This is a genomic window from Paraconexibacter algicola (genome assembly GCF_003044185.1).
Taxonomy (GTDB): Bacteria; Actinomycetota; Thermoleophilia; order Solirubrobacterales; family Solirubrobacteraceae; genus Paraconexibacter; species Paraconexibacter algicola.
Window position 1 is genome coordinate 1,661,771 of the sequence record NZ_PYYB01000001.1, and the last position, 21,165, is coordinate 1,682,935.

Consider the following 21,165-nt stretch of genomic DNA (forward strand, 5'->3'; position numbering starts at 1 on the left):
CAGGGCGGTCGAGCCGGTGACTCACGGCGCGGCCCGGACGCGGACGAGGCAGATGCTGAGGACCGCTCCCGCCGCGGCGACGAGCGCGCTGACGACGAAGACGCGGTCCAGGCCCGCGGAGTAGTCCTCGGCGATGGCCGCTCGCAACGCGGCGCCGGTCAGGTCGCCGTGGTCCTGGTCGAGCGCGTGGTCGAAGATCGCGCCGAGCGCCGCGACCCCGGAGGCGACCCCGACCTGACGGAACGTCGAATTCATGCCCGTCGCTGTCGCGGCGAGGCGCGGCGGGGCGACGGCGAGCGTCACCGAGGCGACGGTCGGGTTCGCGAGTCCGAAGCCCAGCCCGCAGAGCACCAGCCCGGGGAACGCGACGGTCCACGACGTGCTCGCGTCGAGCATCGTCATCTGCAGCAGGCCGGCGGAGGTCGCCGCGAGCGCCGTACCGAGGACGAGCCGGGGCGCGACCCGGCCCGAGAAGCGTCCCGCCGCAGCTGCCGCCACGAACGCGACGATGGTGACCGGTAGCAGCCGAAGGCCCGCCTCCAGGCCGCTCATGCCCAGGACCCGCTGGAACCACAGCGTCAGGTACACGAACATGCCGAACAGCGACGCCGAGGTGGCGAACGCGGCGATCGCGGCCCCGGCGAAGGAGCGGTCACGCACCAGATCGAGGTCGAACATGGGGCGGGACTGCCGCCGCTGCGCCCACACGAAGGCGATGAGCGAGGCCACCGCGACCGTCAACAGCGACAGCACACCGACCGACGCCCAGCCCCACTCGCCGCCCTCGATCAGTGCGGCGAGCAGCGTCGCGATGCCGACGGTGAACGTCAGCTGACCGGCCCAGTCGACGGGGCGCGGCTCTGGGTCCCGCGTCTCCTGCACGTACCGCAGTGCCACGACGGCGGCCGCGATCACCACCGGGACGTTCGCGAGGAAGATCCAGCGCCAGCTGACCAGCTCGATCACCGCTCCCCCGACCAACGGTCCGAGTGCCACGGCCGCTCCGAAGACGGCGCCGAAGACGCCCAGGGCCACGGCCCGTTGCTGGCCGACGTACTGGGCGCCGAGGATCGCGAGCCCGGTCGCGAAGAGCATCGCGCCACCGACGCCCTGCAGGGCCCGTGCCGCGATGAGGGACCCCGGGTCCCACGCCAGGCCGCAGACCGCGGAGGCCAGACCGAAGACCCCGAGCCCCCAGAGGAACACGCGGCGTCGGCCGATGCGATCGGCGACCGACCCGGCGTTGAGCATGAGCGCGGCGAGCGTCAGCGCGTAGATGTCGATCGTCCACTGCATGCCTCCCAGGGAGGCTCCGAGGTCCGCGCCGATGACCGGCAGGGCGACGATCACGATCGTGACGTCGAGCATCAGCAGCAGCTGTGCCAGACACACGGCGGCGAGCGGCCCCCAGAGCATCCGGGGAGCCGCGAGGGCGGTCATCCTTCCCAGCGCTCCATCGCCTCGACGCCGTGGCGCTCGAGCTCGGCGATGCGAAGCGTCGTCGCGATGCCGTCGCCGTGACGTCGCTCGCCGGCGTGGTCGGCGAGTTCGATCCAAGCCTCCGCGAGCTCGTCGTAGATGTCCGCCGCGGACCGAAGTGCGGCGTCGTCGAGCAGGACGCTCATATCCCGAAGGAATTCGGCGTGGAGGGAGCGGAACAGCGCGCCGCCGGTGCCCGCCTTGACGATCAGGACGCGCAGCGCGCCGAGCGCCGCGTCCGTACGCTCGCCGAACCGGCCTGGCCACGTGCGGTACTGCTCGGCGAACGTGGCGACTCCGGGCACGCCGCCGGCCGCAGCCATCCCGAGCAGCTCGACACGGTCTTGGCGCATGTTCTGCACCGCGCGTCCGAGCGCGAGGCGCGTCGCCTCGCGCGGGTCGCGCAGGCGCTCCGGCCAGTCGTACACGAACACGCGGTGGCGGTTCGGACCGGGAAAGCCGTGCGAGCTGCGAGCGCGCGCGAGCGACTTGAGCGAGCAGCGCTGGATCTCGTCGCGGTCGTTGTCGGCCACGAAGGCGATGCCCTGTTCCTCGTCGTAGCCGATGACGACGATGTCGTGCCGGGTGTTGGACATGCGCACCCGCAGGTACTCGAGCTCGGCGATGTCCGCCCAGAGCATCGACGGGCGGCCGGCGTCGACCTCGTCGCGCACCGTCTGCCACCCGACCGCCGGGTCCTCCGTCTCCCGGATCTCCAGAGAAGCTCCGAGGTTCGTGGCGACGTCCTCCTCGAACTCGCCCGTTCGCCCGACGAGGTAGACCGGAGGCGTCATCTCCGGCAGCTCCAGGGAGAAGAACCCCAGGCCGCCCCCCAGCCCGAAACACGCGCCCTCCGACAGCGGTCCGGTCCCGTAGTCGAGACGGTGGAACTCGAGGAGGTCGCGGATGCTGCCGGAGCCGCAGTGCCCGGCCAGGCGGTGGGGGTAGGCCAGCTGCCGACTCGCGATGGGGGCGCTCATCGGGGCAGCATAGACCTTTCTACACCGCTCGGTGAATAATTGTGCCGGCGTTCTGAACGGCGGAGTTCGAACAGGGCGCGCACGGGCGCGTGGCTACGAGGCGTCGATCGTGGTTCAGGTCCCGGCCGGTCGGACCGCCACGGTGGCGAGCCATCCCTGGAAGTCCTTGATCGCATGAAGCAGATCGGGGGTCTCGCCGCGTTCGAGGAAGTCGAGGATGAGACCCTGCGTGCAGGCCAACACGAGGACCTCCAGGGAACCACGCTCGAGGTTCAGCGTTCCGCCGCGCCTCAGCAGGTCATCGATCAGACGGCCGACGAGCGCGCGGAAGCGGTCGACGAGGTAGTTCGCCGTCGTCGCCAGTGTCGGGTTGGTGACGGCCTCGGCGCGCAACCCGAACCACGCGACCAACAGCGCGCGGTCCGTGGTGACGGTCCCCCACAGGGTGGCGTAGCCCTGCTCGACGATGGCGATCGGCTCGTCGAGGGTCACCAACTCGGTCTCGAGCTGGTCAAACAGCCGGTCGCCGAGACGGCGCACCACGGCGTCGAACAGCTGCTCGCGCGTGCCGTAGTAGTAGAGGACGCCGCGCTTGTGGAGGCCCGCCTCGTCTGCGACGCGCTGCAGCGAGGTCTGCGCGTACCCATCACGGGCGAGGCAGACGAGCGTGGCCTCGATGATCTCCTCGACGCGCCGCTGGCCCTTCTTCGTCAATTCGCCCGCAGCCCGCACCGCTGTCAGCGTAGTGCCTCGCTCGTCGGCCAAGCCCCGCGGGCGGTTCTGCGGCGTGTCCGGGCGGGCGGTCGACGAACGCAGTGCTCACGCGCCTGCCGGTAGCTCGGCGGAGAGGGTCCTCGGGGCCCGACGCGGAGCCCAGGCTGCGCAGATCGCGGCGCAGACGACCATGATCGCGACCATGACCAGCGAGGTCTGCTGCATGCCCTGCGCGTACGCCTCGCGAGCGCTGGTGGCGATCGCGGCGCCCTCGGGCCCGGCCGTCGCCGCGATCTGGAGCGCTGCGGCGACCGACTCCCTCGCGGCCTCGCGCACCGGCGCGGGAAGGACCTCGGTGGCTGCCCGCATCTGGTCGGAGTAGATACCCGACAGCAGCCCTCCGAAAAGGGCCACGCCGAGCGTCGTGCCGACCTCGCGTGTCGTGTGGTTGACCGACGCGGCGACCCCCTGCTTGCTCGCAGGGACGTTTGAGATGATCGCCTCGGTACAGGGAACCATGGCGAGCCCGAGGCCCGCGCCGATCGTGATGGTGGTGGCGTAGAGCGTCAACACGGGCCCGTCGGCCGAGACGGTCGCGAGGATCGCGAACCCCGCGGCGTTCAGCAGGCATCCGACGACGACGATCGCGCGCAGGCCGAAGCGCTCGGTGGCGCGTCGGGCGACGATCGTGATGGGGATGATCGAGATCGCGGTGGCCCCCATCGGCAGAGACGCGACGAGCGCGGAGTCGCCGAGGACGATCTGCTGGAACGGGATGATCAGGTACGCGAGGCCGTAGACCGCGGCGAACGCCATGAACACCGTGAAGGCGGCGACGCCGAACGCGCGATCGGAAAACACGCGGACATCGAGCAGCGGCTGGCGGCGGCGGAGCTGCAGCGCCACGAACAGCACGGTCGCCACGACCCCGAGGGCGAGCGCTCCGACAATGACCGGGTCGGTCCAGCCGTCGATTCCGGCCTGGATGAAGGCGTAGACCAGGGCCGCGACGGCGACGATCGACGCGAGCGCCCCCCAGAGGTCGAGTGCGGGGGTCTCCTCGTCGCGGGACGTCGCGATCGTCGGTGCGGCGGCCAGGACGATCACCCCGCCCACGAGGATGCTCCAGAACGCCGACCGCCATGAGAAGAACTCCAGCAGCACGGCCGCGAGCGAGCCGCCGAGCACGCCGGCGATCGTGAACGCGGCGGTCCACGTCGACACACCGCGGTCCCGCATCTCGGGCGGGAACGTGCTCGTGATGAGCGACAGCGTCGACGGAAGGATCAGCGCGGCGCCGACGCCGAGCACCGCCCTCGCTCCGATCAGCCCGCCCGGCGTGTCCACGAGCTGCAGGACCACCGCGCCGAGGACGAACACCGCGAGGCCGACGATCATCACGCCGCGCCGCCCGAACCGATCACCCAGAGCGCCGGCTGGCAGGAGCAGTCCGGCCATCACGAGGGTGTAGATGTCGATCATCCACGTGAGCTCGGTCTGGGTCGCCCCGACGTCGCGTGCGATCTCCGGGCCGGCGATGTACAGGGAGGTGATCGAAGCGATGACCAGGCTGACCGCCGCGCAGAGGACGACAAGCGCCCACGTGGCCCGCCGGGGAGTCAGCACGACGCGTCCGCGGCGAGCACCGGACGGAACGCATCGACGACGCGGCGAACGGCGTCCATGCCCGCGCCGGCGAACGCGGGAGGCCACAGCAGCGTCGTCTCGTAGACCCCGGCCCACCGCTCCGCGTACCGCGCGCGGACCTCGTCCGGCGTACCGGCGAGCGCGATCGTGTCGAGCATCTCGTCGGGGACCGCGTGCACCGCGGACTCGAAGTCCCCCGCCATCCACAAGTCCCGGATCCGCTCGGCGTGCTCCTCCCACCCGTGATGGCGGTGGATCACGCGGTACGTCTTCACCGTGGAGTTGAACGCGACCGTCGCCCTGGCGGCGAGGCGCGCGGCGTCACGGTCCTCATCCACACTGCACGTCAGGTACCCCGCGATCGGCACGGCCGAGTCACGGCCCGCGAGCTCCGCCCCCTTCCCGAGCGCGGGGCGCACGACGTCCCGGACGTACTCAGCCGTGAAGAGCGGATGCCCCACCAGGCCGTCACCGACGCGCCCCGCCGCCTCGATCATCCGCGGGTTGACTCCGGCGAGGTAGATCGGGAGGTCGACCCGCGGCGGTGGAAGCACCGAGGCGGTCGGCTTGCAGTGCAGCCGGTAGAAGCGCCCGTCGTGCGCGATCGGACCCTCGTGCAGGCGGAGGACCCGGCGGATCAGCGGCACCAGCTCCTCCATCCGCGGGGCGGGATGCTCACCATCGAGGCCGTGCCAGTCCTGCTGCATCCGGCGCGTCCCGGTACCCAGGCCCAGGACCAGGCGCTGATCGCACAGCTCGTCGAGATCGCGTGCCTCGGCAGCCCAGACCAGCGGCGTGCGCCCGAAGGCGTAGGCGATCGCCGACCCGACGGTGATCCGCGTCGTGGCCGCAGCCATCGCAGCGAGCGACAGCGTGGCCGACCGGTCGTAGAACTCCGTCGCCCAAGCAGAGCTGAACCCTGCCTCCTCCGCGAGCTTCGCGCTCTCGGCGATTTCGCGCAGTCCGCCGCCGCCGGTGATCAGCAGGCCGAGGCCCCGAGTGTCTGCCTGTGTCATCGCAACAGCCTAGACCGAAAATTCGGCAGTTGGTGAAATTTATCCGCGGACGCGGTCACGCCGTACGCTCCCTCCGCATGTCGGGAAACGCAGCCAGGACGACGAAAGGCCGGACGACCATGCTGCGCATCCTCGACGCCGCCGAGGCTGTCATCGCGGAAGAGGGGCACTCGCGCGCTACGACCCGACGGATCGCGGCCGAGGCCGGAGTCGACAAGCGTGTTCTCGCCTACTACTTCGAGTCGCGAGAGGCACTCCTTGCCGAGGTCGTCGGCCGTACTGCCGGTAGGGTCGCCGCCACCATCGAGCACGAACTGGCAGCGGTCCCCGCCGCCGAGCGGTCCGAGGCCCGCTTGCTGACCGCGGTCTGGGAAGGGATCTGCTCGGAGCCCGCGCTGGTCAAAGCGTACGTGGTGATCCTCGCGAGCGACGAGACGGGCGTCCGCGAGGTCGTCGACGGCATGACCCGCGACTACACGGATCTGCTTCGTCGCGAGCTTGTCGCGCTCGGCCAGGCGCCGGAAGCGGCCGAAGATGTTGCCCCGGCCATGACCGCGATGGTGCGTGGACTCCTCCTGTCATGGACGGAAGGCGAGTCGCAGTCGTCGATCAGAACGACGATCGCAGCCGTCGGCCGCCGCATCCGTCGGTGATGGCGCGGGAGCGACGTCAGCCCGCACGCCCCACCCCGAAGGTGGCACGCATCTCCCCCGGGGGACGGTGGTGTCCCCGGGTGCACTCGGGGAGGCTGGGGATGTTCATCCAGGAGCAGAGGAGAGACCCCAGTGGCGACCGTTGGCGTGAAGCACCATCAGATGTTCATCGACGGGCAGGACGTCGATTCCGACCAGGTCTTCGAGATCCGGCACCCCGCGACGAACGAGCTCGTCGTGACCATGGCCAAGGGCACGGTGGAGCACGCCGACCAGGCCGTCGAGTCCGCCAAGAAGGCCTTCGAGTCCGGCGTCTGGGCGAACAAGCCCAAGGAAGAGCGCGCGGCGATCATGCGCGAGATCGGCAACCGCATCGCCCTCGAGCTCGAGGAGTTCATCGAGGACGAGATCATCTGCAACGGCGCGACCGTCCGCCAGGCGACCGGCTTCCACGTCGGCCTCGCGTCCGGCCACTTCCTCTACTTCGCCGACCAGGCGGAGCAGTACGAGTTCGAGCGCGACGTCCCGACCGTCGCCTACCCGACGATGTCGATGAACCGCGTGCGCCGCGAGCCGATCGGCGTCTGCGCCGCGATCGTCCCGTGGAACTTCCCGCTGGTGCTCGGCATCTGGAAGATCGGCCCGGCGCTCGCCGCCGGCAACTCGATCGTCGTCAAGGTCGACGAGAAGACCCCGCTCTCGCTCCTGCGCCTAGCACGCCTCGCGCACGAGTGCGGCGTCCCGCCCGGCGTCTTCAACCTCGTGTCCGGTGAGGGCAAGGAGGTCGGCGCGCGCCTGGCCTCGCACCCGGACGTCGGCAAGGTCGGCTTCACCGGCTCCACCGCGGTCGGCCGCGAGATCATGAAGCTCGCCTCCGGCACCGTGAAGAAGGTGACGCTCGAGCTCGGCGGCAAGGCGCCGACCATCGTGCTGCCAGACGCCGATCTCGACATCACCGCCGACGGCGCCCTGTTCGGCTGCATGCTCTACAGCGGCCAGATCTGCGAGTCGTCGACGCGCATCCTGGTCCACGAGTCGATCCACGACGAGCTCGTCGAGCGCATGGTCAAGCGCGCGTCGACGATCAAGCTCGGCGACCCGGCCGACTACGACACGGACATGGGCCCGGTCGTCTCCGAGCGCCAGCGCGACCGCATCGTCGACTACATGGAGAAGGCGAAGGCCGACGGCGCGACCGTCGCGCTGGGCGGCAACGCCGCGACGGTCGAGGGCTTCGAGGGCGGCTGGTGGATCGAGCCGACGATCTTCACCGACGTCACGAACGACATGCAGATCGCCCGCGAGGAGATCTTCGGCCCGGTCATGGTCGTCATCAAGTACTCGACGGTGAAGGAGGCGATCGCGATCGCCAACGACTCGAGCTACGGCCTGACGGCCGGCGTGTGGTCCACCGACTACGAGGCCGCGGTCGAGGTCGGCAACCAGCTGCAGGCCGGCACGATCTGGATCAACAACTGGCACCAGGTCGACCCGGCGCTGCCGTTCGGCGGCTACAAGCAGTCCGGTGCGGGCCGCGAGCTCGGCGAGGGCGCCCTCGACGAGTACACCGAGGCCAAGCACATGCACGTCGACCTCACGACGTCGCTGGATCGGCACATCTTCGACATCCTGCTGTCGACGCCCGCCGAGTAGGGCCTGCGATCCTCGGCGGCCATGCCCTGGCCGCCGCCCGATCCGTCCGACGCCCGCGGGGGACCCCTCGCGGGCGTCCGCGTGCTGGACCTCTCCCGCATCCTCGCGGGCCCGTTCAGCGCGCAGATCCTCGCCGACCTCGGCGCCGACGTCATCAAGGTCGAGCGGCCCGGCGTCGGCGACGAGACCCGACGCTGGGGCCCGCCGTTCGCGCCCGGCGGGGACGCCGCGTACTTCCACGTCTGCAACCGCGGCCGGCGCGGCATCACGGCCGACCTCGCCGCGCCGGACGGCCGCGCGCTCGTCCTGCAGCTCGTCGCCGACGCCGACGTCCTCGTCGAGAACTTCCTCCCCGGCGCGATGGACCGCTTCGGCCTCGGCGACGAGGCGCTCACCGCGGCCAACCCCCGGCTCGTGCACGCGGTGATCTCCGGGTACGGCAGCGACAGCTCGCGCGCGGCGTGGCCGGCCCTCGACTTCGTCGTGCAGGCGCACGCCGGGATCCTGTCGGTCACCGGGCCGGACGCCGACACGCCGACGAAGGCGGGCGTGCCGATCGCCGACCTGAGCGCGGGCCTGTACGCGACGATCGGCGTGCTCGCGGCACTGCGCCGCGCGGAGGCGACCGGCCGCGGCGGTCGCGTGGAGGTGTCGCTGGCCGAGGCGTGCGGCTCGCTGCTCAGCAACCAGGCCGCCAACCACCTCGTCGGCGGCGCGACCCCCCGGGCCCTGGGGAACGCGCACCCGAGCATCGCGCCCTACGAGGTGCTGCGCACGCAGGACACGCCGATCGCCCTGGCAGCGACCTCCGATCGCCAGACGGCGCGGCTGTTCGCCGTGATCGGCGCGCCGGAGCTCGCCGACGACCCGCGGTTCGCCACGAACGCCGACCGGGTCCGGCACCGTGGCGCGCTCGCGGCCGCGATCGAGGCCCGCCTCACGGGGCGCCCGTGCGCCGAGTGGGTCGTCGCGCTCAACGAGGCCGGGGTCGCGGCCGCGCCGATCAACACGGTCGCCGGGATGCTCGCCGATCCGGACACGCGCGCCGGGCTCGTCACCGCGGTGCCCGGTGCCGACGGTGGCGAGGTCGCGCAGCTGCGCACGCCGATCCGGCTGGACGGGGCGCCGCTGCCGCCCGCGGCCCGCCCGCCCGGGCTCGGCGAGCACGACGCCGCGGTGCGCGCCGCGCTGCGCCGCTCCGGCACCTGACGCGCCCGGTCCGTCGCGGCGCGCCGTGGACCGCTGATCCTTCCCCGAAGGACCAGGCGTCCACTCGGCCGTGCCGCGCGCGATCCGGCGGTACAGTCGGAGGCTCAGGAGGAGAGGAGCGCCGTGCCCACGCTGGACAACTGGACCCCGAAGGGCCCGCCGATCGCCGACCAGGGGATCCGCGAGCGGCTCGCCGCGCTGCTCGACCGCGCCGTCGCGCTGCTGCCCGCGGTCGCCGAGGAGCCCCCGGCGTTCCCGCGGGACATCGACGACGCCCTCTCGACGCTCGACGCCCTGATCGCGCTCGTGCGCGAGCTGCCGACCGAGGTCGCCGAGCGCGGCGACCTGCTCGGCGACCTGCGGGAGATCCACGGCGACCTGCGCGAGCACCGGGTCCTGCGCCGCTACGACGCGATGGCCGGCATCCAGCGGGCGCTCTCGCGCCTGCGCGGGATCACCAGCCCGGACGAGATGCTCCAGCGCGTCCCGGAGGAGCTCTGTCGCGGCCTGGGCTTCGACCGCGCGATCATCTCGCGGGTCGAGGACTCGATGTGGATCCCGGTGAAGGTCCACATCAACGGCGACGAGGCCTGGGCGAAGCGGATCCTCGAGGCGGCGTCCGAGCCGCAGCCGCTGGACCACATGCTCATCGAGTCGGAGATGGCCCGCCGTCGCGCCCCGCTGCTGGTCCGCGACGTGCAGGAGTCCGAGCACGTGCACCAGCCGATCGCGTCGGTGTCGGACAGCCGCTCCTACGTGGCGGCGCCGATCATGCCCGAGGGGCACGTGATCGGGTTCTTCCACGCCGACTACTACCTCTCCCAGCGCCACGCCGACGAGATCGACAAGGACGTGCTGTTCGCGTTCGCCGAGGCGTTCGGCTACGTGTTCCTGCGCGCGGTGCTCGCGTCGCGGCTGAAGGCGCAGGGCGACCAGGTCCGGGCGATGGCCGCGTCCCTGGAGGCGGTCATCGACGAGATCCGCGAGTCCGAGGTGCGGATGACGGGGGAGAGCCATCCGGCGCCCGAGGGCGGGCCGCGGCTGGCGCCGCCGTCCCCCGGCGACCACCGGCTGCACTCGCTGCTGACGGCGCGCGAGCTCGAGGTCCTGTCGCTGCTGGCGGCGGGCGAGACGAACGCGGCGATCGGCACCCGGCTGGTGATCAGCGAGGGCACGGTGAAGTCGCACGTCAAGCACATCCTGCGCAAGCTGCGGGCGGCGAACCGGGCCGAGGCGGTCTCGAAGTACATGCGGCTGTCGGGCCGCGCCGCCTGACCGTGACATTTGATCTGTAACGGTCTACGCTGTGGGGCATGGCGACGACCCTGCCCCCCCGGACCCCGGACCTCCGCGCGCCCGACGGCGCCCTCCAGCCGTCCCCGGCCGGCCTGCTGAGCGAGCTCGACCCGGCCGCCGCCGCGCGCCTGCGCCCGGCGCCGACGATGCCCGGTCCGCCGATCCTCCAGGCGATCCGCTTCGGCCGCCGGCCGATGCCGTTCCTGTTCGGCGGCCGCAACGCGCACGGCCCGACGTTCGCGTTCCGCATCCCGGGCCGCGCACGGCCGTTCACGGTCGTCACGCACCCCGACCACGCCAAGGCGCTGTTCACCGCGCCGTTCGAGCGCGTGCCGTCGGTGACCGCCGAGTCGCCGCTGCGCCCGATCTGCGGCGAGTCCGTCCTCACCAGCAACGGCCAGCGGCACATGCGCCAGCGCCGCCTGCTGCTGCCGCCCTTCCACGGCGAGGCGATCGCCCGCTACGCCGCGGGCATCGAGGAGATGATCCACCGCGAGCTCGACGCCTGGCAGGTCGGGACCGTGTTCCCGCTCGCCGCGCGCATGCAGGCCGTCACCCTCGACGTGATCATGGCCGGCGTCTTCGGCGTCGAGGGCCAGCCCGCCCCGGGCACCACCGAGCGGCGCCTGCGCGACGCCACCCGCCGGGTCCTGCGCTTCAGCGAGACCCCCGCCTTCGCGCTCCTCGAGCTGCGCAACATGGGCCGGCTCGAGACGCACGGGATCATGAAGCGGATCCTCGACCGCGTCGACGCCCTCTACTTCCAGATCATCCGCGAGCGCCGCGCCACCCCCGAGCAGCAGCGCGGCACCGACGTGCTCTCGCTGCTGCTGAGCGCCACCGACGAGGACGGCCAGACGCTCACCGACCAGGAGATCCGCGACGAGCTCATCACGCTCGTGCTCGCCGGTCACGAGACGACCGCCAACCAGCTCGCGTGGACGTTCGAGCGGCTCACCCGCACCCCCGACGCGCACGCCACGCTGAAGGACCTCGTCCGCCGCGACGACCCGGCCGCCGACGCGTACGTGGAGGCGACCGTGCACGAGGCGATGCGCGTCCGGCCCGTCATCTCGATGGTCGGTCGCATCATCCAGGAGCCCTGGTACTTCGGCGACCACGTCGTCGAGGCCCGGACCCCCGTGGCCGTCGGCAGCGTCCTGATCCACCACCGCGAGGACCTCTACCCGCAGCCGTTCGCGTTCCGGCCCGAGCGGTTCCTGCGCGAGGACGGCACGTTCCAGAAGCCCGGCACCTACACGTGGCTGCCGTTCGGCGGCGGCACCCGCCGCTGCCTCGGGGCCGCGCTCGCGATGGCCGAGCTGCGGATCGTCGTCAAGGCGATAGCCCAGCGCGTCGACCTCGAGGCCACCACGCCGGAGGCCGAGCGCGAGTTCCACCGCAACGTCACGACGATCCCGCGACAGGGCGGGCGCGTGCGCGTCGCCGCGGTGCGCTGACGGGGCGTCGGCGCGTCAGGGTCCCGGCGGCGGCTCGTCGCCGTCGGGCAGGATCTCCGCCAGCGCCTCCTCGGCGCGCCGCTGCATCGCCAGGCGGAACGCGGCGTTCACCGCGCTCGTCGCCCACGGCCGCATCGTGTCGACCGCGGCGGTCACCTGCGCCAGCGCGGCGGCCCGATCGCCCCCACCGTCGGCCAGCGCCGGCCCGGAGACGTTGCGCGTGAAGAGGTCGGCGAACACGACCGCCAGCGCGTCGAGGTGGTGGTTCAGCTGCTCGAGGACCGACACCGCCTCCTCGAACGACACGCCGAGCGCGGCGAGCTGCATCCCGTGGGCGCGCAGCGTCGGGCTCATCACGACGATGCGACCGTCGTCCTCCAGACGCAGGAACCCGGTGGCGATCGAGCGCTGCACGAGCTCCGGGGTGACCTGGTCGCCCCACACGTCGCTGACGTCCTGCGGGGAGAGCACGAGTGGCGACTCCTCGAGCAGCCCGTGCATCAGCGTGTCGGCGAACGCGCGCAACTCGCGCGGGTCGATCCCCTCGCCCCAGCGCAGCAGCCGCTCGATCGCCGGCAGGCCGATGCCCTGCTCGCGCAGGTCGCGCACGAGCTCGAGGCGGGCGACGTGCGCGTCGTCGTACAGGGCGACGCGCCCGGAGCGCTCGGGCGCGTCGATGAGCCCCTGCGCCTGGTAGGCGCGGATGTTCCGCACGGTCACGCCGACCTGCGCGGAGAGCTCCTCGATCGTGAGCGGGGCCACCCGCCCACGATAGACCTCAGGTCGGGAGGCCCGTCGCGAACTCGCCGCGCTCCTCGCCCGTGGTCACCCACGGGTGGCGCCGCTCGCACCACAGCTCCATCTCCGGCGCCAGCCACGAGCGGTCGTCGAGCGTGCCGGCCTTGAGGGCGATCATCCCGCCCATCTCCGCGAGCGTCGTGTAGATCGGGGAGCCGCAGTTTCCGCAGAACACGCGGTCGCGGACCTCGCCGGTCTCCTGGCCGGTGGTGTTGAACGTCCGCAGAGTCGAGGAGTCCTCGACCCGGAACGCGTCCGCGTCGATGACGACGTTCAGCGAGAACGGCGCGCCGCTCTGGCGCTGGCAGTCGTCGCAGTGGCAGAGGGCCACGGCGGCGGGTTCGGCGCCGGGGGCGGCGTAGCGGACGGCGCCGCAGAGGCAGCCGCCGACGATGCTGGGATCGGTCATGGGGCGAGCCTCGCCGCGGGGCGCCGCGGATGCAACCGTCGCGTCCCCCGGCCGGGGGGTGAAGATCGGCCCGTCGGGCGACACGCGGCGCCACCGCCGTCCCCCCGAACCGGGGGAATCGGCGCGTCGGCGCGCCTGCTCATCCGCGCGGGAGAGGATCAGCGCCCGAGGGGATGATGCCGACCCGCGCCCTGGCCCGTACCGTGCACGACATGGCCACCACCCTGCCCGCATCGCCCGACGAGCTCACCGACGAGCAGCGCGAGATCCGCGATCTCGCCAAGCGCTTCAGCGACGAGGTCGTCGCGCCCCAGGCCAAGCAGTGGGACCGCGACCACACGTTCCCCGTCGACGTCGTCCGGCAGCTCGGCGAGCTCGGTCTCATGGGCGTCTGCATCCCGGAGGAGCACGGTGGTGCGGGCTCGGACTACCTGAGCTACGCGCTGGTGCTCGAGGAGCTCTCCCGCGGCGACGCCGGGCTCGGCACGACGATGGCCGTGCACTCCGGTGCGGGCACGATGCCGATCCTCCTCAACGGCACCGCCGACCAGGTCGCCCGCCTCGTGCGGCCGCTGGCGGAGGGCACCGAGCTCGCCGCGTTCGCGCTCACCGAGGCGGAGTCCGGCTCCGACGCCAGCGCGATGCGCTCGAAGGTCGTCGAGGGCGGCGCCGACCTGCACGTGCGGATCGACGGCACGAAGCAGTGGATCACCAACGGCACCTACGCCCAGACCTTCACGGTCTTCGCCAAGGACCCGGAGGCGCGTGACAAGCCCAGCGCGTTCGTCGTGCGCCACGACGCCGAGGGCTTCTCGATCAGCCGCGAGGAGGAGAAGCTCGGCCAGCACTCCTCCAACACCGCGGACCTGCTGCTCGAGCGCGTCCCGGCCGAGCGGCTCGGGCCTCCCGGCGCGGGCATGCGGATCGCGCTGTCGACGCTCGACGGCGGCCGCATCGGCATCGCCGCGCAGGCGGTCGGGATCGCGCAGGCCGCGCTCGAGGCCGCCACCGACTACGCGAAGGAGCGCAACGCCTTCGGCAAGCCGATCGGCGCGTTCCAGGCGATCAGCCAGAAGCTCGCGGACATGCAGACCGAGATCGCCGCCGCCCGCGCGCTCGTGCACCGCGCCGCCCGCCTCAAGGACGCCGGCAAGCCGCACACCGTCGAGGGCGCCCAGGCCAAGCTGTTCGCCTCGCGCGTCGCCCGTCACTGGACCGGTGAGGCGATCCAGGTGCTCGGCGGCTACGGCTACACCAAGGAGTTCCCGGTCGAGCGATACTTCCGGGACGCCAAGATCACCGAGATCTACGAGGGCACGAGCGAGATCCAGCGCCTGGTGATCGCCCGCGGGCTGCTCGGCGACATCGCCGGGATGTAGCCCGACCTCCCTTCACCCAGTACGACCTGACCGAGAGAGAGCAGATGTTCAAGACGAGGTTCACCGAGACGTTCGGCATCGAGCACCCGATCGTGCAGGGCGGCATGCAGTGGGTCGGCCGCGCGGAGCTGGTCGCCGCGGTCGCCAACGCGGGCGCCCTGGGCTGCATCACCGCCCTGACCCAGCCGACGCCCGAGGATCTCGTCAAGGAGATCGAGCGCTGTCGCGAGCTGACCGACAAGCCGTTCGGCGTCAACCTCACGATCCTGCCGTCGATCACGCCGCCGCCGTACGCCGAGTACGCGCAGGCGATCGTCGAGGGTGGCGTGAAGATCGTCGAGACCGCGGGCAACAACCCGACCGAGTTCCTGAAGATCTTCAAGCCCGCGGGCGTCAAGGTCATCCACAAGGCCACCACGGTCCGGCACGCGCTGAAGGCCGAGTCGATCGGCGTCGACGCGGTCTCGGTCGACGGCCTGGACTGCGCCGGCCACCCGGGCGAGGACGACGTCACGAACCTCGTGCTCATCCCCGCCGCCGCGGACAAGATGTCGATCCCGATCATCGCCTCCGGCGGCATCGGCGACGCGCGCGGCCTCGTCGCCGCGCTCGCGCTCGGCGCCGACGCGGTGAACATGGGCACGCGCTTCATGTGCACGGTCGAGTCGCCGATCCACGACAACATCAAGCAGCACATCGTCCAGGCCGACGAGCGCCAGACCCAGCACATCTTCCGCTCGTTCCGCAACACCGCCCGCGTCGCGCGCAACGCGATCAGCGAGCAGGTCGTCGAGATCGAGAAGAACGGCGGCCAGTTCGAGGACGTCAAGGACCTCGTCTCCGGCGCGCGCGGCAAGACCGTCTACGAGAAGGGTGACCCCGACGCGGGCATCTGGACCGCGGGCCTCGTGCAGGGCCTGATCCACGACGTGCCGACCTGCCAGGAGCTCGTCGAGCGCATGATCACCGAGGCCGAGGCGATCATCACCGAGCGCCTGTCCGGTCTGCTCGCGACGCCGGTCGCCGGCTGACGCAGCCTCGCGGTTTCCACCAGCGCGGCACCCCCGCGTTGGTGGTCACCCCTGGCGTCGGGGCCGCCCGGCCCCGTAACGTCGCACCATGCGTGCGTCACGAGGGGCGGCCGCGGAGGTGCTCGGCCGCGTCCGCGCGCGGCTCGACGGGTGTCCCGGCGTGTTCGGCGTCTCCGATCTCGAGCACGCGTTGCGGTCGGCCGAGCGCGGGCTGCTCGATGCGATCTCACGTATCGCGTCCGACGGTGAGGACGTCGCGGCGCTCGTCGCCCTGCTGCGCGAGGTCCTCGATGCGCGCGACGAGGCGGTCGGCGGCGTGCTGCGCCGGCGCGGAGAGGCGCACGACCGCGTCCGCCGTGCGCTGACCGAGCTGCGCGCCGCGCCCACCGCCGGGGCCGTGATGGACCGGGCCGTCCAGGTCCTGTGCACCCACTGCGGTTTCGACCGCGCGTTCCTCTTCCGTGTCGAGGGCGCCGAGATGGTCTGCGAGAGCGTGCACTACGTGCAGGACCCCGAGTGGGCTCGCGAGTTCTACGAGCTCGCCCAGGTGCAGCGCCCGCAGCTCACCCATCAGCTGCTGGAGACGGAGATGATCCGCCGCCGGGCGCCGGTGATGATCCAGAGCCCGGCGACCGACCCGCGCACCTTCAAGCCGCTGGTGCTCCCGGTCAAGACGACGTCCTATGTCGCCGCGCCCGTGATGCCGGACGACAAGGTGATCGGCTTCCTGCACGCCGACTGCTACTTCCAGGGCCGCGAGGTCGACGAGGTCGACCGCGACACGATCTGGGCGTTCGCCGAAGGGTTCGGGTTCGCCGTCGACCGGGCGCTGCTGCTCGAGCGGCTCGGGGCGCAGCGCGCCGAGGTGTCCCGGCTCGTCGCCGCCACGAATCAGGTGCTCACGGACCTCACCACCGCGGAGCTTCGGATCACCCGGGGCGGCGACCACGCGAAGCTCGCCGGCGTGGCGGCGTCCACCCTCCTGCCGCAGGTCGCCGGTCCGCAGGCGGCGCTCCTGACGCCGCGCGAGCACGAGGTCGTCGCCCTGCTCGCCGAGGGCGCGACGAACGCGGCGATCGCCCGGAGACTCGTCGTGTCCGACGCCACGGTCAAGTCACATGTGCGCAACGTCATGCGCAAGCTGCACGCCTCCAACCGCGCGGAGGCGGTGGCGAAGTACCGGCGGACCTTCTCCGACCCGCTCGCCCCCGGCTTCCGCCCGGCGGGCGGGGGATGAGGGATCTCCACCTATCTGGCGATTGAGTCGCGCACGCGCCCCGCCGTACGGTCGGCAGCATGGCCACCAACCGCAAGCGGCGCAGCATCACCCAGACCCACGAGCGCATCGCGCAGCTCGGCTGGGAACCCACGTACCACGAGCCCGTTCCGCGGTACCCCACCCGGTACCACATCCCCAAGAAGTCGAAGGACCCGATGAAGCAGATCATGCGGGAGTACCTCCCCATGGAGCTGGAGAAGGACGACCGGGTCTACGGCGGGCACGACGCTGCCGTGCGGGCGGGAATGACGGCCAAGGCGGAGGACCGGTGGACCGAGATCCTCAAGCCGTTCCTGACCGTGACGAACTACGCCGAGATCGGTGCGGGTCGGTGCATGTCGATGCTGATCGACGCGATCCCGTCCAACGAGCTGCGCAACGGCTACCACGTGCAGTACGTCGACGAGGTCCGCCATACCGGCATGCAGATGGCGCTCGGCCGCTGGTACGCGAAGAACGTCCCGGACCCCAGCGGCTGGAACCAGATGATGAAGGCGATGCCGCAGGACATCTTCACGCTCGGCGGCATGAACTTCGTCAACCACTTCATGGTGGGCGATCCGATCCAGTGCGCGTTCGCGCTCCAGGTCGTCGCCGAGACGGCGTTCACCAACGTCGCCTTCGTCGCGCTGCCGGACGTCGCGGCCCGCAATGGTGACTTCACGCTCCCGACCACGTACCTGAGCGTCCAGTCCGACGAGGCGCGACACATCTCCAACGGCTACGCGACCCTTCTCACGGTCCTGCAGGACGACCGCAACATCCCGTTCATCCAGCGCGACCTGCAGCAGGCCTGGTGGATCAACCACGCGTTCCTGGACGTCTTCACGGCGGCGGTGATGGAGTACTTCTCCCGCGACCGCTCGGACCCCGAGTCGTTCCTGGACAAGTGGGACCGCTGGATCCGCGACGACTGGTACCGCGCCTACGTCGTGAAGCTCGGGCGCCTCGGCCTCGAGATGGACTCGCACATCTTCGATCGCGCCCGCGAACGGATCGTCAAGGGGCTGCACCACAAGGTCGTGATGCTGGCGTTCGCGACGTGGCCGATGCACTTCTGGAAGTTCGACGGCATGGACGAGCGCGACTTCGAGTGGTTCGAGAGCAAGTACCCGGGCTGGTACGACGAGTACGGCTTCTTCTGGGAGGCCTACCGCGAGCTGGACGACCCGTCCGAGGCGTCGATGCTGCTGTCCGGCCTGATGTCGGAGGCGCCGCCCTTCTGCTGGACGTGCACCATGCCGTCGGTCATCGACGAGGACATGTGCCACCGGGTCGTCGACGACCGCACGCGGTTCTACTGCTCCAAGGAGTGCCGCTGGATGGACGAGACCAACCCGGGCCGCTACGTCGGGGACCGCAACTACTTCGACCGCTTCCACGGCAAGGACCTCGCCGACGTGGTGTCCGAGCTCGAGTTCATCCGCGCGGACGGCGAGACGCTGATGGGGCAGCCGCACCTGCGCGAGAAGGGGAAGTGGACGCTCAACGACCTCCGCCGTGTCGGCCTGACCGTCGAGAGCCCGAACATCAACACGGCGCGCTCGATGGGGCTCCCGTCGGGTGACTGGTCCTCCGCCTACCGCGAAGGGCTGACCGACGCGACCGGCCGCAACGGCGGTCCCGGCCCGGTGTCCGTCCAGGCGCTGGACGACCCGCTGCCGACCTCGCTCTGATGGCGCGCATCCTCTTCGAGCCGATCGGCGAGGAGATCGACTGCGCCGAGGATGAGACGATCCTCGACGCGTCGTTCCGCCAGGGGTATTCCCTGGTGCACGGCTGCCGCGCCGGCCAGTGCTCGGCGTGCAAGTGCTACCTGCTCGAAGGCGAGGTCTCGCTGAAGACCTACTCGACGTTCGCGCTGTCGGAGTCCGAGAGCGAGCAGGGCTACACGTTGCTGTGCCGGGCGATGCCGGACGACGACGACATCACCGTCGAGCTCCTGCACTTCGACCCCGACAACTACAAGGCCGAGCACGAGATCCAGGACGGCCGGGCGGTCGTCGAGTCCGTCCGTGACCTGACGCACGACATCAGCGAGGTCGTGCTCCGCGTGCTCGAGCCTGCCGGCTTCGCGTTCGCCCCGGGGCACTTCGTGGACCTGCACGTCCCCGGCAGCGACGAGCGGCGGTCGTTCTCGATGGCGAACCTGCCGGGCGACGGGCGGCTGGAGCTCATCGTCAAGCGCTACCCGGGGGGTCGGATCTCCGGACTCCTCGACGGCGGGGCGCTCGCCGCCGGTGACGAGCTCGGCTTCACCGGCCCGTACGGGACGTTCCGCCTGCGCGAGAACGACCGGCCCATGCTGATGATCGCGGGCGGCTCCGGCATGGCGCCGCAGCTCGCGCTGCTGCGGCAGATCGCCGACGAGGGCATCGAGCGCCCTGTGCGGTTCTTCTACGGGGCACGGACACGCGACGACCTGTTCCTGCTCGACGAGCTCGCGGCGTTGTCCGTGCGCATCTCGGATCTGCGGTTCGTCCCGGTCCTCTCCGAGGAGGAGTGGGACGGCGAGCAGGGGTTCGTCCACGACGCCGTCGCCCGTTACCTCGACGGCGGCGAGCTCGGCGAAGACGTCGAGGCGTACCTCTGCGGCCCGCCGCCGATGGTCGAGGCCGCCACCGAGATGCTCGTCGACGGCCGTGGCATCGACGCCGCGCAGGTCCACTTCGACAAGTTCACGACGTCGGTCGCCGTCGGCGACCAGGAGGCCACCACATGACCCAGCCCCCGGTGAAGACGCTCGACGACGGGGCCGGCGCGCGCCGCGGCGACGACACCGAGCGCAGCTTCAACTACTTCACGCCGCGCAAGCGCCGGGCGTCCGTCTACGAGGACGTCACGATCGACACCCAGCCGTCGATCCACCGGCACGTCGACCGGGGCTGGCAGCTGTCGTTCGACGGTGTGCACGGCGTCTGGAGCGACGACTCGACTCGCCTGGAGGTCGCCGACTGGACCGACTTCCGCGATCCGGCCGGGTGGTGGGAGCGGCCCTTCTACCAGGTGGGCGCACAACACGAGCGGCAGATCGAGAACGCCGTGCGCCAGGCGACCTCCGACGGCCTGTTCACCGACTTCGATCCGCGCTGGGTCGAGTTCCTGCGCCAGAACCTCCAGGTCCCGGCGTTCGTCCAGCACGGACTCTGGCTCGCGGTCGCGTCCAGTGGCCGGGACACGCTGTCCGACACCCTCACCCACGCGGTGGTCATGCAGGCGGCCCTCAAGCAGCGGTTCGCGCAGTCGCTCGTCCTGTACGCGCTGGACCTCGAGCCGCACTTCGGCCCGTTCCCGATGGACGAGGCCCGCCAGCGATGGCTGGAGCACCCGGCATGGCAGCCCGCCCGCGCCTACGTCGAGCGCCTGCGCACGGTCGTCGACTGGGGCGAATCGATCGTCGCGATCAACCTCTGCTTCGAGCCCATCGTCGGCGTGCTGATCCAGCGCGAGCTGGGGATGCGGGCCGCGACCGCGAACGGCGACACCGTCACGCCCGCGATCGGACGCGTTGCGCAGACCGAGTGGCAGTGGGTCCACGAGTGGACCGCCACCTTCATGGATCTCGTCCTCGGGGACCCGGAGCACGGCGAGCACAACCAGGCGCTCGTCGCCGGCTGGGTCGCGGACTGGTTGCCGCAGGCCATGGACGCCGGGCGTGCGCTCGAGGGGATCCTCGACGAGGCACCCGTCGGGATCGACTTCGGTGCCGCATGGGAGAGGACCCTGGCCGACGCGCGGACGATCTGGGACGCCGCCGGTATCGGCGAGCTGGCGCAGGTGACCGCATGAGCGCGCCGTCCGCCGAGGGCAGCTACGACTACGTCGGGATCGTCATGGCCAAGAGCGCCGAGGGCGACGCGGTCGCGGACATCCTGCGGGACAAGCCCGGGGTCGAGATCGTCGAGCAGCCGTCGTTCTGGGACATCCGCGCACCCGATCGCCTGGAGATCGACTACGACGAGGTCTCCGAGGAGCTCGGGGTGGAGATCGACGCGTACGCGATCCAGCACGAGATGTCCACGCACTACGGGCGGATGATCGCCACCGACGACAAGCTCCTGCTGTTCGCCGACCCCGTCGAGGCGATGGAGTTCCTGGGCGGCTGAGGAATTCCACGAAGCCCGTGGTGCGCGATTGGCGCACCTCCTGCTTGACCCTGTCT

19 protein-coding genes are annotated in these 21,165 nt (G+C 71.3%); 12 read left to right on the plus strand and 7 right to left on the minus strand.

The window, feature by feature from the left end:
- Positions 1–21 precede the first annotated feature (21 nt).
- The 5 genes from C7Y72_RS07935 to C7Y72_RS07955 all read right to left on the minus strand — a co-directional run bounded on the left by C7Y72_RS07935 (position 22) and on the right by C7Y72_RS07955 (position 5,836).
- Positions 22–1,440: an MFS transporter gene (locus C7Y72_RS07935; protein WP_107568225.1), complete on the minus strand. Its 1,419-nt coding sequence runs from the start codon at positions 1,438–1,440 to the stop codon at positions 22–24.
- Complete coding sequence (locus C7Y72_RS07940; RefSeq protein WP_107568226.1) at positions 1,437–2,459, minus strand: BtrH N-terminal domain-containing protein; 1,023 nt, start codon at positions 2,457–2,459, stop codon at positions 1,437–1,439. The genes C7Y72_RS07935 and C7Y72_RS07940 overlap by 4 nt, the downstream gene beginning before the upstream one ends.
- 114 nt (positions 2,460–2,573) lie before the next feature.
- A complete protein-coding gene (locus C7Y72_RS07945) occupies positions 2,574–3,191 on the minus strand; it encodes a TetR/AcrR family transcriptional regulator (protein WP_107568227.1) in 618 nt (205 codons plus the stop codon).
- An 87-nt stretch (positions 3,192–3,278) separates the two neighbouring features.
- Complete coding sequence (locus C7Y72_RS07950) at positions 3,279–4,799, minus strand: MFS transporter (RefSeq protein WP_158276718.1); 1,521 nt, start codon at positions 4,797–4,799, stop codon at positions 3,279–3,281.
- Complete coding sequence (locus C7Y72_RS07955) at positions 4,793–5,836, minus strand: LLM class flavin-dependent oxidoreductase (protein WP_107568229.1); 1,044 nt, start codon at positions 5,834–5,836, stop codon at positions 4,793–4,795. The genes C7Y72_RS07950 and C7Y72_RS07955 overlap by 7 nt, the downstream gene beginning before the upstream one ends.
- A 119-nt stretch (positions 5,837–5,955) precedes the next feature.
- Between C7Y72_RS07955 and C7Y72_RS07960 the strand changes: the two genes are divergently transcribed.
- The 5 genes from C7Y72_RS07960 to C7Y72_RS07980 all read left to right on the plus strand — a co-directional run bounded on the left by C7Y72_RS07960 (position 5,956) and on the right by C7Y72_RS07980 (position 12,107).
- Positions 5,956–6,489, plus strand: a complete 534-nt coding sequence (locus C7Y72_RS07960) for a TetR/AcrR family transcriptional regulator (protein WP_158276719.1) — start codon at positions 5,956–5,958, stop codon at positions 6,487–6,489.
- A gap of 162 nt (positions 6,490–6,651) precedes the next feature.
- On the plus strand, positions 6,652–8,142 hold the full coding sequence (locus tag C7Y72_RS07965; RefSeq protein WP_431844373.1) for an aldehyde dehydrogenase family protein: 1,491 nt from the start codon (positions 6,652–6,654) through the stop codon (positions 8,140–8,142).
- A 21-nt stretch (positions 8,143–8,163) separates the two neighbouring features.
- Entirely contained in the window at positions 8,164–9,351 is a 1,188-nt protein-coding gene (locus C7Y72_RS07970; protein ID WP_107568232.1) for a CaiB/BaiF CoA transferase family protein, read from the plus strand.
- Positions 9,352–9,474: 123 nt separating this feature from the next.
- Entirely contained in the window at positions 9,475–10,626 is a 1,152-nt protein-coding gene (locus C7Y72_RS23915; RefSeq protein ID WP_107568233.1) for a LuxR C-terminal-related transcriptional regulator, read from the plus strand.
- 38 nt (positions 10,627–10,664) lie between these two features.
- Entirely contained in the window at positions 10,665–12,107 is a 1,443-nt protein-coding gene (locus tag C7Y72_RS07980; RefSeq protein ID WP_107568234.1) for a cytochrome P450, read from the plus strand.
- Positions 12,108–12,122: 15 nt separating this feature from the next.
- On the opposite strand, the gene C7Y72_RS07985 is transcribed toward C7Y72_RS07980, so the two are convergent.
- Together C7Y72_RS07985 and C7Y72_RS23165 are read right to left on the minus strand one after the other, a co-directional pair.
- A complete protein-coding gene (locus tag C7Y72_RS07985) occupies positions 12,123–12,869 on the minus strand; it encodes a MerR family transcriptional regulator (protein WP_107568235.1) in 747 nt (248 codons plus the stop codon).
- A gap of 16 nt (positions 12,870–12,885) precedes the next feature.
- Positions 12,886–13,314, minus strand: a complete 429-nt coding sequence (locus C7Y72_RS23165; RefSeq protein WP_158276720.1) for a GFA family protein — start codon at positions 13,312–13,314, stop codon at positions 12,886–12,888.
- A 212-nt stretch (positions 13,315–13,526) separates the two neighbouring features.
- On the opposite strand from C7Y72_RS23165, the gene C7Y72_RS07995 reads away from it, so the two are divergent.
- From C7Y72_RS07995 to C7Y72_RS08025, 7 genes are all read left to right on the plus strand, one after another.
- On the plus strand, positions 13,527–14,693 hold the full coding sequence (locus C7Y72_RS07995) for an acyl-CoA dehydrogenase family protein (RefSeq protein WP_107568236.1): 1,167 nt from the start codon (positions 13,527–13,529) through the stop codon (positions 14,691–14,693).
- Between the two features lie 26 nt (positions 14,694–14,719).
- Complete coding sequence (locus C7Y72_RS08000) at positions 14,720–15,724, plus strand: NAD(P)H-dependent flavin oxidoreductase (RefSeq protein ID WP_284690352.1); 1,005 nt, start codon at positions 14,720–14,722, stop codon at positions 15,722–15,724.
- 88 nt (positions 15,725–15,812) lie between these two features.
- Complete coding sequence (locus C7Y72_RS23920) at positions 15,813–16,961, plus strand: LuxR C-terminal-related transcriptional regulator (RefSeq protein ID WP_107568238.1); 1,149 nt, start codon at positions 15,813–15,815, stop codon at positions 16,959–16,961.
- A gap of 59 nt (positions 16,962–17,020) precedes the next feature.
- A complete protein-coding gene (locus C7Y72_RS08010) occupies positions 17,021–18,679 on the plus strand; it encodes a ferritin family protein (protein WP_107568239.1) in 1,659 nt (552 codons plus the stop codon).
- Entirely contained in the window at positions 18,679–19,725 is a 1,047-nt protein-coding gene (locus tag C7Y72_RS08015; RefSeq protein WP_107568240.1) for an NADH:ubiquinone reductase (Na(+)-transporting) subunit F, read from the plus strand. Before C7Y72_RS08010 ends, C7Y72_RS08015 begins: the two co-directional genes overlap by 1 nt.
- Entirely contained in the window at positions 19,722–20,792 is a 1,071-nt protein-coding gene (locus C7Y72_RS08020) for a ferritin family protein (RefSeq protein ID WP_107568241.1), read from the plus strand. Before C7Y72_RS08015 ends, C7Y72_RS08020 begins: the two co-directional genes overlap by 4 nt.
- The gene (locus C7Y72_RS08025) at positions 20,789–21,109 is read left to right on the plus strand and encodes an MmoB/DmpM family protein (protein WP_158276721.1); all 321 of its coding nucleotides are present in this window, start codon (positions 20,789–20,791) and stop codon (positions 21,107–21,109) included. Before C7Y72_RS08020 ends, C7Y72_RS08025 begins: the two co-directional genes overlap by 4 nt.
- The last annotated feature ends 56 nt before the right edge of the window (positions 21,110–21,165 follow it).